The following is a 16,324-nucleotide window of genomic DNA, read 5'->3' as shown; positions in this document are numbered from 1 at the left end:
TTTTATCAAAAAAATCAGTTATGTTGTACATGGCTGATTTTTATTTTAATTTATTCAAAGGATTGGATAAGCATTGTATGCATGAGACTCTATTCATAATGACTCATATCTCTTTATGTTTCTCCCATAGCGAGAATCAAAAAGGTATTTATGAAAGAAGTCTATTTGTAAGTCATTATTCTGCTTTGTTATTTAAATAAAAATGTCGAGATACTCATGTAAAATTGACACTTTCAACACCGAAAATATGAGAAATAGTCATCCCAAAACGCCAAAAAAGTATTAAAGTACTATGCAACAAGTTGCAAAGCCAAAAAATAGAGAAGGAATACCATGACTAGCTATGCAAATATTTTAAAACCATTACATTTAGGCTTTACCACCATTAAGAACCGTGTGGTGATGGGCTCTATGCACACAGGTTTGGAAGATCGTTTCTTTAACTACCCTAAACTTGCTGCTTATTTTGAAGAAAGAGCGAAGGGTGGTGTTGGCTTAATCATCACAGGTGGTATTTCTCCAAACCGTCAAGGTTGGTTGTTACCTGCTGGTGGTACCATGAATAGCTTAGTCGATATTCCGCATCATCGTCTGGTAACGCATGCCGTACATAAGCATGGTGCTAAAATTTTAATGCAAATTTTGCATTCGGGTCGTTATGGTTATCAGCCATTTGTGGTGTCTTCAAGTTCTGTGAAATCACCCATTTCACCGTTTAAACCGCGTGGAATGAGCAATAAAAATATTTTAGATACCATTGATGATTATGCGCGTTGTGCCAGTTTAGCGAAGAAAGCAGGCTATGATGGCGTTGAAATTATGGGTTCGGAAGGATATTTACTGAATCAATTTTTAAGTCGTCATGTCAACCAACGTACTGATCGTTGGGGTGGTGATATTGAAAATCGTATGCGTTTTGCGGTGGAAATTGTTAAATCAATTCGTGCAAAAGTTGGTGAAAAATTCATTATTGCTTTCCGTCTATCTCTACTGGATTTAGTGCATGACGGTAATACCATGCAAGAGGTTATTCTAGTTGCGAAAGCATTAGAGAAAGCTGGTGTTACTTTATTAAATACCGGGATTGGTTGGCATGAAGCACGTATTCCGACTATTGTGACCTCTGTTCCTCGTGCCGCATTTGTGGATTATACCGCATTTGTTAAACAGCACGTTTCTATTCCCGTGATCGCGTCAAACCGTATCAATATGCCAGATGTCGCAGAAGATATTATCGCTTCTGGTAAAGCCGATATGGTGCAAATGGCACGTCCATTTTTAGCGGATGCGTATTGGGTCAATAAAACCGCGACCAATCGTGTTGATGAAATTAATACCTGTATTGCATGTAACCAAGCATGTTTAGATCATACTTTTAAAAATCAACGTGCAACCTGTTTAGTCAATCCTCGTGCTGCTTTTGAAACAGAGCTGGTCTATATCAAAACTCAAAAACCAAAACGTATCGCAGTTGTTGGCGGTGGTGTTGCGGGGATGTCAGCGGCAACTGTTGCAGCTAGTCGTGGACATGCAGTAACTTTGTTTGAAGCAAATAACGATGTCGGCGGTCAGTTTAATTTGGCCAAAGTTGTTCCGGGTAAGGAAGAGTTTCACGAAACCATTCGTTATTTTAAAGTACAGCTCAAACAAACAGGCGTTGATTTACGTTTGAATAGCCAAGTCAGTCGTGAACAACTAGAGCGTGAAGGTTTTGATGAAGTGATTGTGGCAACAGGTGTTGTTCCTCGCGCTTTAAAAATCCAAGGTAGTAGCGCTCCACAAGTTTTATCTTATGCAGAAGTATTAAGAGGGGCAGAAGTCGGTCATAAAGTTGCAGTGATTGGTGCTGGTGGAATTGGTTTTGATGTATCGGAGTTTTTATTAAAACCTGAACATCAACCTCAGCCACAACCGCTTGCAGATTGGCAGCGGGAATGGGGCGTTGATCCAAATCCGAATTATATTTCTGAAGGGGGAATGCAGCGTCCAGAAGTTGAGATGCCTGTACGCCAAATCTTTTTATTGCAACGTAAGACTACCCCCCTTGGTATTGGCTTAGGCAAAACCTCAGGTTGGGTACATCGTGCACAATTGAAAAAACATGCTGTGCGCATGCTTCGTGGCGTGCAATATAAAGCCGTAACGGATGAAGGTTTATGGGTTGAGCATAACGGACACGATCAGCTATTACGTGTTGATACGATTGTGGTTTGTGCTGGGCAAGAGTCGGTAAAAGATTTAATGCCTAAAGAGGGTGAACAGACTTTTGCAAACTACCATATTATCGGTGGTGCTAAGTTAGCTGCCGAACTTGATGCCAAGCGTGCGATTCGTGATGGCGCAGAGTTGGCTGCTCGACTTTAACAATTGATGAAACAATATGCATTTGAATACATTGTAGTTAAATATTCCTTGAATAAAGCAAACAAGCTTTGTATTCTTACGCACATGGAAGCGTGGCAGAGCGGTTTAATGCACCGGTCTTGAAAACCGACGAGGGTGTGAGTCCTCCGTGAGTTCGAATCTCACCGCTTCCGCCAAATATCGAAATAAGCCCTTGTTTTTACAAGGGCTTATTTTTTATCTGTTGTTTTACCCCTCAACCTACCTCACATAAAATATTAGATTGGATAAAATAAGAATTAAATGGGAAGACCGTATTTGAAAGTTTGAAATGTGATTGGTCTTTATAAGTCCATTATTTTACGATTGAAGGGGTATTTTGTGAGTCAATAACACAAGTGTAGATTATGAAGGGCGTGGAACTTCATTAAAATATCATAGGAGGGTAGCTTGTTGGCTAATCATCTGATTTTTCTGGTTAATTCTACTTGATGCTATTTTCTTTAAAACGGTACTTGCATTTCAGACAGAGATAATCCTGAAAAATATTCTTATCAATAATCACCCCAGCTTTTTTTCCGAAAATATTGCCCACCCACCCACCTGTAATGCCTACACTAATCGCTCCAACAAATGTTCCAACAGTACCACCGACAATCACGCCTAAAGGACCAGCCACCGTACCAATGGCTGCACCAACAGAAGCACCTGTTGCAGCGCCCCCGACTGTGCCTGCTGTAGTTCCGGCCGCGGTCATTAAGACACCACCAGTTGTTCTCAGCAATTTATCATGATCGCGCTTTTCAACTTCTGTGGAACCACATTTAGGGCATTGTATTAATTTGTCCATAAAATTATCCTGTGTTGCTTTATTAAATGACGTAGTGGGTTGGGCTACATCAGAAGAATCGATAAATCACCATACTTATAGTCAGTAGATTTTTGAATGATGCATATCCACCAATCGCTTCTTTGTTTTGATTTTAGCTGAACATTGACACAAATCTTTATAGATCATGTAAATACTTGTACTTTACTGCTGAGCTGATAAAAAAGACAGATCGAGTTTTGAGTGGATATAAAATACAAGCATTAAAGCTAGAGGCTAATTTCTAGCTTTATTATGTAGATGAAGTAAACCAATAAAATAATAAAAATCTAAGAGAATAGGAATATAACTAATTTGTAATAAGAAAATCCGCCTATAAAATATCCCTTGAATTAGTAAAATAGACGGCACGGTCTGATCACAAACGTAATTTTGTTGTAAAATACGCTCATATTTATTCGAACAGATGAGATTCATCTTTATCCGTCTGGTAATGCTTTTGGCACGGTTATTCATGCAGCGGAGCGCATCAATAAGGTATTTACTAAATTGCTAACGATTCAACTTAATTGATGTGCTTACGAAATTGAATAGGGGTTACTCCACTCCATTTCTTAAATGCTCGTGCAAAATTAGCAGGCTGGATATATCCTAAATAAAGCGCAATTTCTTGTATTTCCATATCACTACTCAATAAAAGTCTCGCTGCTTCTAGATATTTTACTTCATCTAATAAACCGAGATATGAGACGCCAACTTCGTTGAGATGTCTTCTTAATGTTCGGTTAGACATGTGCAAACGTTGGGCTGGATTGTTCTCACTTTCCTAGGATACTGGGAGCAGTCCAGTATCACTCTTTCTTGAAGTTATATAAGCCAGCAGCCTTCTCTGGTGAAATCACTAAAACATTGAGGGGAATTGGTGCGGCCAATCCATTATAAGCACCCTGAAAATTAGACGGATGTTGTCTAACTTTGAGGGTGTAGTTCAATCAAAGATGGAATTTTTTGTGGGTTAAATAGCTTAGATTCAAAATACAAAATTACATTGTATAAGATCTAGAAATCTTATTTGATTTGTTCTAAACCTTGATCATCGATAATTTGAGTTGCTTGCGGTGACTTCACAAATTGGATTAATTCCTTCGCTAACTCCTTATGGTTAGAATTTTTTCCCATACCTGCTGAGAATATCGTTACTTTTTGAAAAGGGGCTGGAATAGGTCCAACTAACTCGACTTGCCCATACTTGCCAGTGAAGGGCTTGATTTCACTAATTTGTTGAAAACCAATATCGAATTGTCCTTCAGCTATTCGTTTCGCAACTCGATCACCTACAACTTTTTCAGCTTTATTGGCAATTACTTTGTATTCAACCGGTGGAAAACTCGGAAAAACATCTTTTTCAAGATGTGTTCCGCTTGCACTCGCAGAATACCCAATTTGACGTGCATTCAATAATGCCTTTTTAAAGTTTTCAGCAGAACTAATATCTGGCTTTCTAGCACCTTTGGGAATCGCCATACCAATGCTAGAGTTCACTAAATCGACATGCATATTTGAGTCAAGATAACCTTTATCAATCAGTTTGTTTAGTTCTGGAGAGGCAAGAATGACGACATCAAATTGTTCACCACGTTCTAATCGATTCGGAATAGAGGTGGTTGACGTTCCCATCGATGAACCAGAAGACAACTCAATCGTATGACCTGTTTTTTCCTCAAAAAGAGGGATGAGTTTTTCCATAGAAGAATAAAACCCACCAGAACTAATTACCTTGAGTGTATCTGCATAAACTTCAACTGAACCCAAGCCAAAACTTGCTAAGCAAACAATTGTTAAGATTGGAGATTTTTTCATGTTATATCACTTAAATTGGACGTAGTATGGAAAATGACTAGATCGATCACACTATTTATAAATAACGAAATTTTTGTTTTAAATACTATTTCCTGAGCGTCGTCATGACATGGCGCTGTTGTTATGAAATAGCACAAGATAAAAATTAGTATGAGATCTGTGACGAGTTAGAAACTAGCTGGGGTGTTTATATATTGGCATTTAGAAACCTCCTTGTTCTATATTCTTATGCTTTACTTTGACTGATCTGATGCTTAATCAAATAGATTCAACTTAAATGAGATTAAAGAGAATCTTTTGAGTAAAAGAGTGATGCTTTATGTTTACGATGAACATGACATCGATATTTCGAAATAAGTCTATTACTCAATCAAGAATGTAAACCTAAATAAAAGTCAGGAGTGAGAAGCTAAAACTAATGAGGTGTTTAAAAAAATTAATGGCGTTCTAGAGAATTAACTCAGTACATGGCCAGCTTTGATTTTGTATAAGCGTTTTAACACAAGCTTTTATGGCTGATTTAGCGGCTAATGCAGCAGGAGACAATTGTTCTTCGGCGAGACTTACTAAATAATTGATACGTTCAATTTCGGGGTCTACGATTTTAAGTAGTTGTAATTTATGTTTATATTCTTGTAGACAAGCACTCCCCGGACGAATGCTTACTAGGTCCAGATGAATAAGACTATCCATGAGTAAATGTAAGCCATCAATCTCATAAGCTACGTTCACTACCCCAATCTTATGTTCCAAGAACTTTCTCAAACTATGTCTTTGACGAGGTAGAACTAAGGGGATATCGCCGATGTGTTGAGATTGAATCACACCACTCTTGATACAGTCATTAAGATGATGTTTTTCTAAGACTTCTCTACGTCCCATTAAATACATTTGCTCTCTAACCAATGGTTGTATAGACCATTGCCTGTCTACTTCATTGGTAAAAATAATGGCGAGATCAAGTTGTCGTGAATTAATTGCTTGTATCAGATTACCTGATAAGGTTTCTATCATTTCAAGACGGATATCAGGATAGCGTTCTGACATCAATTTCATTAACGGTATCCCCAACAAGGCCGTAATCGTTGGTGGCAAACCAATACTGACATGACCTGAAAGTCTTGCTGAGTGCGCCGCATCAATTGCAAAGTTGATCTGTCTTAGAATTAATTGTGAATGTTTTAAAAATGCAAGTCCTGCTGGTGTTGGTGATACTCCAAAAGCATTCCGCTGTAATAAACGTATACTCAATTCTTGCTCAAGCTTACTGATCTGCTGACTAATAGCTGATGCGCCAATATCAAGTTTCTGCGCAGCTTTTCCAATACTTCCAGCTTCAACCACTGTTAAAAAGTATTTTATTTGTTTAATTTCCATGAAAAAAACTCTCTAAGCATCCATGTTAAATCTTTCATAAAATATTACTCAACATATCAAGTAATATAACTTTAACAGTGTCTACAAAATTAATGATTATTCAAGCAAAAAATATATTGATCTTAAGCAGAGAGAATGTAATTTCTTAGTTTTAAAGACTCAGGTCATATTTTTTTAAAAATGATTTTTGCAGATTTTTTTAATATTACTTTAATTAAAACAATATTTTATTTTTATTTTGTGCGGGTCTTATCTAATGCTAGAACACTATGAAATTAAACACTATTTAAAATAATTAAATACCCCTTTAATTCTTCGCTATCACAGAAGTTCCCTTTTTCAAATTAAAGTAAGGAAAATTTGAGAGGGAAGAGATCGATGCACGATGTTCTCATTGTTGGCAGCGGGAATGCTGCGTTATACCGGAAATGTTTGCATGCTTGTGAATGTGCGATGTCACATGAATTTGCTGTGAATACTTATCATACAAAGACAAAAGTTAGTTTAGAAACGCATACGAATTTTATCGTATTCACGGTGTTTGCTTATATCTATAAAAAGTTAGTAATAGCGCCAGTTTCGGTTGGGCTGAAGCTTCATTTTTCTATTATTACGTCAAAACGCACTGTTTAAAAAAGAATTTCAAAAAAACTTCAAATCACCAAGACCAAACAAAGGCCATGGAGGTCCCAAATGGTAGTCGGAAAAACTGTAATGGATGACTTAAAGGATATTTTTACAATGAAAAAACTTTCATTCGCGTTAGTGGCATGTTCGAGCTTGATTTTTACTGGATGTAATACAGGTAGTGCTGCAAAAGAGGTAGGGCAGCCTAAACGTCCTGAATGTATTGCCCCTGCAAAGCCTGGTGGTGGTTTGGACATGACTTGCAAATTGATTCAATCAGGTTTTAAAGAAACTGAGGTTTTGAATGATCCAATTCGTGTGACTTATATGCCCGGTGGTGTCGGAGCGGTTGCTTATAATAAAATTGTAGGCAATGACCCTGCCAATAATGAGGCAGTGATTGCATTTTCCACAGGGTCTTTATTGAATTTGGCTCAAGGTAAATTTGGAAATTTCACAGAAAAAGATGTGAAATGGCTTTCAGGTGTTGCCGTCGATTATGGTCTGGTCGCCGTGCATAAAGATTCTCCCTACCAAACTTTAGATGATCTCATAAAGGATCTACAAAAAAATCCTAAGGGAATTAGCTTTGGTGGTGCTGGAAGTGTAGGTGGTCAGGATTGGATGCAATCAGCAATGCTTGCCAAAAAGGCAGGAATTAACCCAGCTGATATGAGCTTTGTTGCTCTAGAGGGAGGGGGTGAAGTTTTAACTGCACTTTTAGGTCAGCATGTCAAAGTGGCAGTTGGAAATATTAGTGAAGTCAGTTCAAATTTAGAAGCGGGAAGAATACGAGTACTTGCTGTATTTGCAAATGAGCGTTTACAAGGCAAATTTTCAAACTTACCAACTGCGAAAGAGCAGGGCTATGATATTGAATGGCCTGTGATCCGTGGTTTCTACATGGGTCCTCAAGTCAGTGATGATGCATATCAATGGTGGAAAACATCATTCGATAAAATGATGGAAAACAAAAAATTCGAAACTGTTCGTAATAATCAAGATCTTTTGCCATTTGCACTGACTGGCGACCAAATCACAGCTTATGTTTATAAGCAAACTGACCAAATGCGTCAATTATCTGCTGAATATAAATTATCAAAATAATCAATGAATACGTGCCAGACCACAGGTTTGGTACTTTTTGTTGAGTTAAGGAATAGTGATGAAATCAGAACGTATCCTAACGGGGATTATTGCCCTTTGTGGTTTGGGTTTGGTGATTTATGCAAGTAACTTTGATGCCCCAATTTCCTATGACTCTGTTGGCCCTAGAGCCTTTCCAATTTTGATTATGGGACTGATCACTGTAAGCGCAGCTTATTTGACGGTTAGACCCACGATTATGTTTGAACCAGTTGAGCTGGGTTGGAGCAAACATTTAGTTTTTAAAATTGCATTGTGTGCACTTGCGTTGACCTTGTATGCCGCTTTATTTGAGTTGTTGGGATTCATTATTGCAACAACACTACTGACGATCGCGCTCGGAAAACTGTTTAAAGGGAAAACACTTCCCACCATTATCACCGCCTGTGTTTTAGGTATTACAACTTATTATTTATTTGACCGTGTATTAGATGTGCCATTACCAATGGGACTGTTGGGTTAAGGATGACAACTTTATGGACATATTAAGTTTTTTAATGACCGGTTTTGAAGTTGCATTGCAGCCACAGAACTTATTAATCGCATTTATTGGTGCATTTATTGGTACGATTGTGGGATTGCTGCCGGGCTTGGGGCCTATTAACGGTGTTGCCATACTTTTACCGTTTGCATACGCGTTGGGTTTACCTGTGGAAAGTGCTTTGATCTTACTCTCCGCAGTTTATCTCGGTTGCGAATATGGGGGGCGAATATCAGCAATTTTGATTAATGTTCCCGGTGATGCAGGTGCGATTATGACCACTATGGATGGTTATCCTTTAGCACAGCAAGGCAAAGCGGGCATTGCTCTATCACTTTCATCCGTAAGCTCCTTTATTGGAAGCTTGGTTGCCTTTATTGGAATTGTTTTCTTTGCACCTATTCTCGCAAACTGGGCAATTGCATTTGGGCCTGCTGAATACTTCGCTTTGATGGTCTTTGCGATCGTGTGTTTAACAGGCTTAGTGAGTACACAACCTTTTAAAACATTAATCATGGCTTTAATGGGGTTAGGTTTATCAACGGTTGGAATGGATGCAATTACAGGTGTATATCGCTTTACTTTTGATAGTGTTGGTCTAAGTGATGGCATCGCATTTACAACAATTGTGATCGGCTTATTTAGTGTCAGTGAAATCCTTCTGTTACTTGAAAGAACAACCATCGGAAAAGTAGTACTCGCTCAAGGTAAGAGGTCTTTATTCAACTTTAAAGAGCTTATGAGTTCTTTAGCAACGATCATACGAAGCTCATTCATTGGTTTTTTCTCAGGAATTTTACCGGGTGCGGGTGCCAGCGTCGCGAGTGCTATGGCCTATACCACGGAACGTAAACTGGCTGGTGAAAAAGGTAAGTTTGGGCAGGGTGATCTAAGAGGATTGGCTGCTCCTGAAAGTGCGAATAATGCCGCTGCCTGTGGATCATTTATTCCTATGTTAACGTTGGGTGTGCCTGGTTCGGGTACGACTGCTGTTATGATGGGCGCTTTGACTTTGTATAATATTACGCCAGGCCCTCAATTGTTTTCAGAGCAACCTGTATTAGTCTGGGCACTGATTGCTTCCCTCATGGTTGGGAACATTATTCTTCTGATTCTGAATTTGCCGTTGGTTGGCTTTTTTGCCAAGCTACTCAATATTCCTAACTATATTCTTATTCCCGTGATTGCAACTGTTAGCTTTGTGGGCGTTTATGCTATTCATAGTACGATCTTTGATTTATTGCTTTGCATAGGCTTAGGCGTTGTTGGTTATGTATTGAGGAAATTTGATTTTCCATTGGCACCCTTAATTTTAGGTTTTGTCCTTGGCGAACTCATGGAGTCAAATCTACGCCGTGCGCTTTCTATTTCCCATGGTGAGTTAAGCATTTTGTGGGATAGCAATATAAGTATAGGATTATGGGTGATGTCTGGACTACTTTTGATATTACCTTTTGTAAGAAAATACTTATTTATTAAAAAAAATATGCATAAATAACAACTTTAAGGTCAGGATTCCTGACCTTTTTTTAATGAATATAAAACTAAATCTGATTGAATTTTTTAGATACTTTGGGCTTTGTTGCACAAACTTATCCCTAAGATATTATTCGGCAAAAATAACTCTCAAGTGAATAAGCCTGTATATAAATCAATCGAACATTCACTTAGCAAGTGCATCATAAAAAAAAATTTAATGTCTGGTCAAAAAATGTGAGGCGTAAAACCTTTAAAAAACATAATAATCCATTTACAAACGCACTAATGTAAATGATAATTAATATCATTAATGCTATTTTGCATTGTTTATTCTAATGTTATGCATTTTTAACAATTCTCAGATGGTCTTTGCTTTAAGAAATAGTGATTCGATAACGTACTTCAAATAATTTATTGATTTCAATTTTTCTAGCTTAGAGATCAGTTGTGTTTAGAACAACCTATGATCTTGATTAAATTTAGTGAATCTATATGTCCAAATCTCCCAATACTCATACACTTGTCCAACCACATGCATTGGCTATCGCAATTGCTTTATCAATGGGGCTTATGTCTCAGACTTATGCAGAAAGCTCAAAGCTGCCGATAGATACAGAAGATAAACGTGTAGCGAATGTGGATGCTCAGAATCAAATTTATCAGATGACTCCGATTGTTGTACAAGCTGAAAAAGAAGATACCATTCAGTTTGGGCAAAGTGTTTTAAACCAAAAAGCGATTGATCGTTATCAAGCCAATAATGTTGCGCAATTATTAGATAACATGCCAAGTGTTGGTTCTGCAGGTTCACCAAGACCGGGTGGTCAAACGATCAATATCCTTGGGATGGGGGGCGTTGAGGATGTGCCGATTAGCTTGGATGATTCGATTAAAAGTTTTGATAAATATCGTCAAGGTTCGGTTTTTATTGAACCAGAAATTTTAAAGAAAATTACTGTAGATAAAGGTCCACATAATGTTGAAGTAGGAAATGGTGGCTTCGGCGGTAAAGTCACTTTAGAAACCAAAGATGCAACCGATTTGCTTAATAGTGATAACAATGTCGGTGCTTTTTTAAAGTATTCACGCTTCTCAAATAATGCACAAAATACCTATACTGGGGCCGTTTATGGTCAGACTGAAAATGGTCTGGCTGATGGGATGTTGTACTATACCAATCGAGATAGTGGGGATGTGAAACGCCCAGATGGCAGCAAATTTCTATATTCTGCACAAGAGCAAAATACTTATTTGGTTAAGCTTAATTTTCATCCTACAGACAGCCAAAAAATTACGCTAAATGCGATGCAAAGTGGTCATAAGGGGTGGGAGCCATTTGCGGCCATGCGTGATCAAGACGCTGTACCAACTGAGGCAGATATTAAAAAATATGGCTATGAGGAAGCTTGGAAACGTCGTCTGGTTTATCGCGATCAGAACGATACAAGCTATTCGATTGGCTATGAACTCAATCCAGAATCAAATCCATATCTGAATTTGAAAGCTGTTGCATCCTATTCGAAGACGAATCAACACGACCAAAGATTACCTAGTGTTAATGCTTCTGCAGCATTATTGGGAAATGAAAGCTGGGTGAAGTATACCAATACTGCATTTAAGCTCAGTAACATTAGCAATATTGAAACCCAATACGGTACGCATAAATTAAAAGTGGGTACGCAATATCAAAAAATGGAACAGAACTCACTTCTTTATGATAAGAATAATTCCAATAAACTTGATTATAACTTTGGCTATTATGAGCCGAACTACATGCCATCAGGGCATCAGCAGATGCTGAGTGCATTTGTAGAAGACCAGTATCAAATCAACAATTTCACCATTACTCCCTCGATTCGCTACGATCATATTACCAATACAGGCACTCCAAACCGCGCACCACGTTTTAATGACCCAAGTGCGGGGCATGATTATTCTAGTAAAACTTATACAGGTTGGTCACCACGGTTGGCATTGGCATGGAAGCAGGCGGACTATTTGACGTGGTTTGCCAATATCAGTAAAACATGGCGTGCCCCACGCGTAGACGAACAATATTATGTGCAATCTGCAATGACTTCGGTACCATCAACCAGTCGTTATTTATTGCCAGAGAAAATGCTGGCGATCCGTCTAGGAAGTGAAATGAATTTTGATGATATCTTTGCGACAGATGATCATCTACAAGTTCGTCTGACTTATCACCGTAATCGCGGTGGTGATGAAATCTTCCGTAACCGATCGACTTTCTGTAAAGCACAAGCAGAAAATAATGCCAATGGTGGTAATGGCAGCATCAATGATTGTAATGGAAAGTATCATCATGGCTTCTATCGTAATGTCACAGACTATACGATCAAAGCGTATGAGGCGGAGATTTTCTATAATCAGCCGACTTGGTTTACAGGTTTGACTTATTCATATATTCGGGGACAACGTGACAATTCACCTGTTAATCCATGGTTTGATCAAAAAACATGGATGACAGACATCCCGCCGAAGAAAGCAACAGCAACCTTAGGTGTCAATGTACCTGAGCATCACCTAACGATGGGATGGCGAGGGATATTTGTTGCTGCACAAGATCGCAGTCTTTCCGATAATGATAAGTCGATTGCCGCATCCTCATTTTCTTTACCAAAAACCAAGGGATATTCACTGCATGGTGTTTACATCGACTGGCAGCCTGTAGGCGAAAAAGGACCAGCCTTAAATCTTTCGATAGATAACTTATTTGATCGAGAGTACAAGATGTATTTGGGGGAGTATATGACGGGTACAGGGCGAGATTATAAACTCAGTATTTCTCAAAAATTCTAAGTTTGGTTAAGAGCTGAATTAGAGCTAAATTTCTTTTGAAAAAGTTATAAAACCCCTTGTTTAAAAGGGGTTTTATTTGTTTTATACTACCGTTTTATTAAATGAAAAAGATCCTTAACTCATTGAGGATCAATTTAAAATTCCCCTAAGACTTGTGATAGCTCTCTCTTTTATTTGCATATCTGCTGTAAAAAAAGATAAACAAACCCACTAAATACAAACAGCCTGAAAGCAGTAGCAGTGAGATTCCTGCGGCATAAAGTAACCAAGAGGCGTATAGCACAGCAATGAGTGCAATCCAAACATGCTTAGAACGTTTATTTCGCAAAGATTCTTTTAAGTAAAATGCTGAAACAAGAAAGTATGGTAATAAAATCATCACTGAAGAAATTAATAATAACTGCATGTAATTCTTGTCAAAAAAACATACTGCAATCAATGAGATTTGAACCACAATTGAGGTTAACCACAATGATGCGATAGGAACATTGTTTCGGTTAGTCTTAAGGAAAAACTGCGGGAATGCTTTATTTTTGGCAGCGAGAAAAGGAATCTCAGTGGCGAAAAGCGTCCAGCTTAAATAAGAAGAACATACTGAAATAATCAAGCCCAAAGTGATAATGATCGTTCCTGGCAAGCCAATCAATTGTTCTAAAATGGTTGCCATGGATGGATTATGCATATCGGCTAATTCTGCGCGGTTGGCCACACCATAAGAAAGCACAGTGACCAAAACGTAGAAACTTAATGCCAGTAATACCCCCAATATTGTGGCACGACCAATGTCATTTCGTTTTTTAGCGCGTGATGATAAAACCACAGCACCTTCAATGCCCGTAAATACCCAAAGTGTAATCAGCATCAAGTTCCTGACTTGTTCCCACACCGGCATTTGTAATGAAAAATCAAAGTAATTTTGCTTAAAAAGTTCGAGTTTGAAGGCAATAAAAGTAAAAAAGATGAAGATTACAATCGGAATGATTTTGGCAATGGTGGCCATTAAATTGACCAGTGAAGCCTCTTTAATGCCTTGGCTTACCAACCAATGCACCATCCACACAAAAATTGAAGAGCCAATCAGTGCATAAAGAGTATTTCCTTCACCGAAATAAACATGATCAGGACGATCTGTGAACATGCCCACGGCAGAAAATGCAATTACTACATATCCCACAATGCCGATAGTTGTACACAACCAATAACCCCATGCGGAACAGAAGCCAATAAGTTCACCGAACCCTTCACGTGCATAATTATAGATACCGCCGTCTAGGTCAGGGCGTTGCCGAGTTAAATATAAAAAAGCAAAGGCGAGAAAAAGAATTCCCACACCCGTAATGAGCCAAGCCATTAATAAAGCTTCGCCATTCGCGACAAATGCCATATTTTGAGGGAGGCTGAACACCCCAGATCCGACCATTGAACTGAAGACAAGGGCGGTTAAAGAAAGTAAGCCAATTTTAGAGGTAGACATAAAGCAGACTTACTGTTTTAAAAACTTTGAGAGTGTTGAAATGTGTTCTGGACCGATACCACAACAACCACCAATCAGGGTTGCGCCCGCATTTTTCCACGCTTGGGCAAATTTTAAATATAGATCAGGATTTAAGTCAGCACGTACTTCATCTAAACCATCATTGGCCGTTGCTTCACTGTTTTGCGGTGGAAAAGCATTGGCATAGGCGCCAATTTGTATATGGTCAGGAAGAAGTTGTCTGATTGCTACGATGGCTTGTAAAATAACTTCGGGTTGGCAGCAGTTAAACAGCACGGCATCTGCATTTAATCGCTTGAGTAGTTCTGCGACTTGTTCAATGTTTTCACCAGAACGCAAAAGCGGCTTTTCTTGTTGGATTTCATCTTGAAGGGTGAAAGAAACCCAAAAATCTCGATCATCTTTTGGCAATAAAGCATGGACAGTTTCGACTTCTGCAATACAGGATTGGGTTTCAGCTAGCCAAAAATCAACATGTGGAGAAAGTGTTTCTATAATAGGCTTTGCTAATTTCTGAGCTTCTTCTTGTTTAAATAAATCAGCTCGATAAGATCCAAACAGTGGTGGCAAACAACCCGCAATTAAAACATCTTTGTCACTTTCTGAGACCGCCTGTTTGGCTTGATTCACAGCGACTTGAACTAGATCTCTAACTTCATTGTCGAATCTATCTTGACCGATATGAAATGGAACAACAGCATAATTATTGGTTGTGATGACTTCTGCGCCAGCTCGAATAAAATCTAAGTGAACCTCTTTCACGATCTCTGGCGCTTCTGTTAAAGCTAAAGCAGACCATTCTGGTTGACGAAAAGGTGCTCCTCTACGCGCAAGTTCTCGACCAAAACCGCCATCTAATATTTTCATAAAGTTAAATCATGTTTAATTTTTAAGAAGGCAATTATAATTGAACTAAATAAAGTGTTAAGGGTCAAAAAGACCAAATATTCTTATATCCATATCACATAAAATTGATAGCTTTTTTTTTATCTATCTCTTTTTGTTAGATGAGTAACTTGAATAGAAAATACCAGCGAGAATTAATAAAAAAATGGACAAGGAATAATAATTTGTCACAAATAGACGAAACTGTCTGATCACAAACGCGATTTTTTCTGTAAAATGCGCGTCAAGTTTAAAAGAATTCAATAAGAAGCGATGTTCAAGACTATTTATGCTGCATTAGAACAACTCGGCTTAACCGCCCAAAAACGCGCGATACATATTCAATTTGCCAATCAAGCGCTCAACACAGAAGTTTTCCTACAAAAAATACAAGGGCAACATCAACTCAATACTGGTATGACAGCAGAACTGATCTGCCTATCAACCAATGCCACCATCCCATTAAAACAATTTATTGGCTCTCAGGTCGCCGTCGATCAAGTCACCGACACAGGTACATTATTTAGAACCACAGGTATCATTACCGAAGCTGTACAAGGGCAGTCTGATGGAAGTTTGACCCTATATAAACTCAAACTGCAAGACCCTACTGCACTGTGGCACAAACGCCGTAACAGCCGCGTGTTTATGAATAAAACCGTACTGGATATTGTTCAAACCCTTTTTAAAGAATGGCAACAACGCAGTCCCTTATTTGCATCCAGTCTTACGCTTGATATTAGCGGCGTGACACAAGACTACGATGTCCGACCCTTTGTGATGCAAGCCAATGAAAGCGACTATGATTTCATTACGCGACTGCTCAGAAGCGAAGGCATCAACTGGCTTATCGACGAAGCCCAACTCAACGTTGCCAACAGCAATAGCCCAATCCAAGCCCAAAAACTTCGTTTGATCGATGACAACAACCAATACCAAGCCTTAAATCGAAGAACGATTCGCTACCATCGCAGCAGTGCCA

11 protein-coding genes, 1 tRNA gene and 1 pseudogene are annotated in these 16,324 nt (G+C 38.6%); 7 read left to right on the top strand and 6 right to left on the bottom strand.

All coding sequences use genetic code 11. From position 1 onward, the window contains the following. The first annotated feature begins 333 nt into the window (after positions 1 to 333). Together EAH57_RS15405 and EAH57_RS15400 are read left to right on the top strand one after the other, a co-directional pair. Entirely contained in the window at positions 334 to 2,364 is a 2,031-nt protein-coding gene (locus tag EAH57_RS15405; protein ID WP_121930815.1) for an NADPH-dependent 2,4-dienoyl-CoA reductase, read from the top strand. 86 nt (positions 2,365 to 2,450) lie between these two features. Then, positions 2,451 to 2,540, top strand: a tRNA-Ser gene (locus tag EAH57_RS15400). A 287-nt stretch (positions 2,541 to 2,827) separates the two neighbouring features. Here EAH57_RS15400 and EAH57_RS15395 read toward each other — a convergent pair. From EAH57_RS15395 to EAH57_RS15380, 4 genes and pseudogenes are all read right to left on the bottom strand, one after another. Then, positions 2,828 to 3,193, bottom strand: a complete 366-nt coding sequence (locus EAH57_RS15395; protein WP_121930814.1) for a hypothetical protein — start codon at positions 3,191 to 3,193, stop codon at positions 2,828 to 2,830. 544 nt (positions 3,194 to 3,737) lie between these two features. After that, positions 3,738 to 3,980: pseudogene (locus EAH57_RS15390) on the bottom strand (helix-turn-helix domain-containing protein); the annotation flags it as partial. A gap of 260 nt (positions 3,981 to 4,240) precedes the next feature. After that, positions 4,241 to 5,032: a substrate-binding domain-containing protein gene (locus EAH57_RS15385; RefSeq protein ID WP_121930813.1), complete on the bottom strand. Its 792-nt coding sequence runs from the start codon at positions 5,030 to 5,032 to the stop codon at positions 4,241 to 4,243. A 447-nt stretch (positions 5,033 to 5,479) separates the two neighbouring features. After that, on the bottom strand, positions 5,480 to 6,409 hold the full coding sequence (locus EAH57_RS15380; protein WP_121930812.1) for a LysR family transcriptional regulator: 930 nt from the start codon (positions 6,407 to 6,409) through the stop codon (positions 5,480 to 5,482). A gap of 693 nt (positions 6,410 to 7,102) precedes the next feature. Between EAH57_RS15380 and EAH57_RS15375 the strand changes: the two genes are divergently transcribed. The 4 genes from EAH57_RS15375 to EAH57_RS15360 all read left to right on the top strand — a co-directional run bounded on the left by EAH57_RS15375 (position 7,103) and on the right by EAH57_RS15360 (position 12,962). Continuing rightward, the gene (locus EAH57_RS15375; RefSeq protein ID WP_121930811.1) at positions 7,103 to 8,143 is read left to right on the top strand and encodes a Bug family tripartite tricarboxylate transporter substrate binding protein; all 1,041 of its coding nucleotides are present in this window, start codon (positions 7,103 to 7,105) and stop codon (positions 8,141 to 8,143) included. 58 nt (positions 8,144 to 8,201) lie between these two features. Next, complete coding sequence (locus EAH57_RS15370) at positions 8,202 to 8,645, top strand: tripartite tricarboxylate transporter TctB family protein (protein WP_121930810.1); 444 nt, start codon at positions 8,202 to 8,204, stop codon at positions 8,643 to 8,645. A 13-nt stretch (positions 8,646 to 8,658) separates the two neighbouring features. Further along, positions 8,659 to 10,161, top strand: coding sequence for a tripartite tricarboxylate transporter permease (locus EAH57_RS15365; RefSeq protein WP_121930809.1), 1,503 nt, complete (start codon positions 8,659 to 8,661; stop codon positions 10,159 to 10,161). Positions 10,162 to 10,634: 473 nt separating this feature from the next. Beyond that, complete coding sequence (locus tag EAH57_RS15360; protein ID WP_121930808.1) at positions 10,635 to 12,962, top strand: TonB-dependent hemoglobin/transferrin/lactoferrin family receptor; 2,328 nt, start codon at positions 10,635 to 10,637, stop codon at positions 12,960 to 12,962. A gap of 145 nt (positions 12,963 to 13,107) precedes the next feature. On the opposite strand, the gene EAH57_RS15355 is transcribed toward EAH57_RS15360, so the two are convergent. After that, the gene (locus EAH57_RS15355; RefSeq protein ID WP_121930807.1) at positions 13,108 to 14,436 is read right to left on the bottom strand and encodes a basic amino acid/polyamine antiporter; all 1,329 of its coding nucleotides are present in this window, start codon (positions 14,434 to 14,436) and stop codon (positions 13,108 to 13,110) included. A 9-nt stretch (positions 14,437 to 14,445) separates the two neighbouring features. Next, positions 14,446 to 15,324: a homocysteine S-methyltransferase family protein gene (locus EAH57_RS15350; protein WP_005196462.1), complete on the bottom strand. Its 879-nt coding sequence runs from the start codon at positions 15,322 to 15,324 to the stop codon at positions 14,446 to 14,448. Between the two features lie 291 nt (positions 15,325 to 15,615). Between EAH57_RS15350 and EAH57_RS15345 the strand changes: the two genes are divergently transcribed. Next, positions 15,616 to 16,324 (top strand): phage late control D family protein (locus EAH57_RS15345; protein WP_215624553.1); only part of this gene is annotated, 709 nt, incomplete at its 3' end.

This window comes from Acinetobacter sp. 2JN-4, assembly GCF_003687745.1.
Lineage (GTDB): Bacteria > Pseudomonadota > Gammaproteobacteria > Pseudomonadales > Moraxellaceae > Acinetobacter > Acinetobacter halotolerans.
The sequence above is the reverse complement of the archived record's forward strand: the minus strand, read 5'-3'. Positions and strand labels throughout refer to the sequence as shown.

Excerpts from the sequence above, each read along its gene's own strand:
- EAH57_RS15405 (WP_121930815.1), top strand. The coding sequence starts at position 334 with ATGACTAGCTATGCAAATATTTTAAAACCATTACATTTAGGCTTTACC.
- EAH57_RS15395 (WP_121930814.1), bottom strand. The coding sequence starts at position 3,193 with ATGGACAAATTAATACAATGCCCTAAATGTGGTTCCACAGAAGTTGAA.
- EAH57_RS15385 (WP_121930813.1), bottom strand. The coding sequence starts at position 5,032 with ATGAAAAAATCTCCAATCTTAACAATTGTTTGCTTAGCAAGTTTTGGC.
- EAH57_RS15380 (WP_121930812.1), bottom strand. The coding sequence starts at position 6,409 with ATGGAAATTAAACAAATAAAATACTTTTTAACAGTGGTTGAAGCTGGA.
- EAH57_RS15375 (WP_121930811.1), top strand. The coding sequence starts at position 7,103 with ATGGTAGTCGGAAAAACTGTAATGGATGACTTAAAGGATATTTTTACA.
- EAH57_RS15370 (WP_121930810.1), top strand. The coding sequence starts at position 8,202 with ATGAAATCAGAACGTATCCTAACGGGGATTATTGCCCTTTGTGGTTTG.
- EAH57_RS15365 (WP_121930809.1), top strand. The coding sequence starts at position 8,659 with ATGGACATATTAAGTTTTTTAATGACCGGTTTTGAAGTTGCATTGCAG.
- EAH57_RS15360 (WP_121930808.1), top strand. The coding sequence starts at position 10,635 with ATGTCCAAATCTCCCAATACTCATACACTTGTCCAACCACATGCATTG.
- EAH57_RS15355 (WP_121930807.1), bottom strand. The coding sequence starts at position 14,436 with ATGTCTACCTCTAAAATTGGCTTACTTTCTTTAACCGCCCTTGTCTTC.
- EAH57_RS15350 (WP_005196462.1), bottom strand. The coding sequence starts at position 15,324 with ATGAAAATATTAGATGGCGGTTTTGGTCGAGAACTTGCGCGTAGAGGA.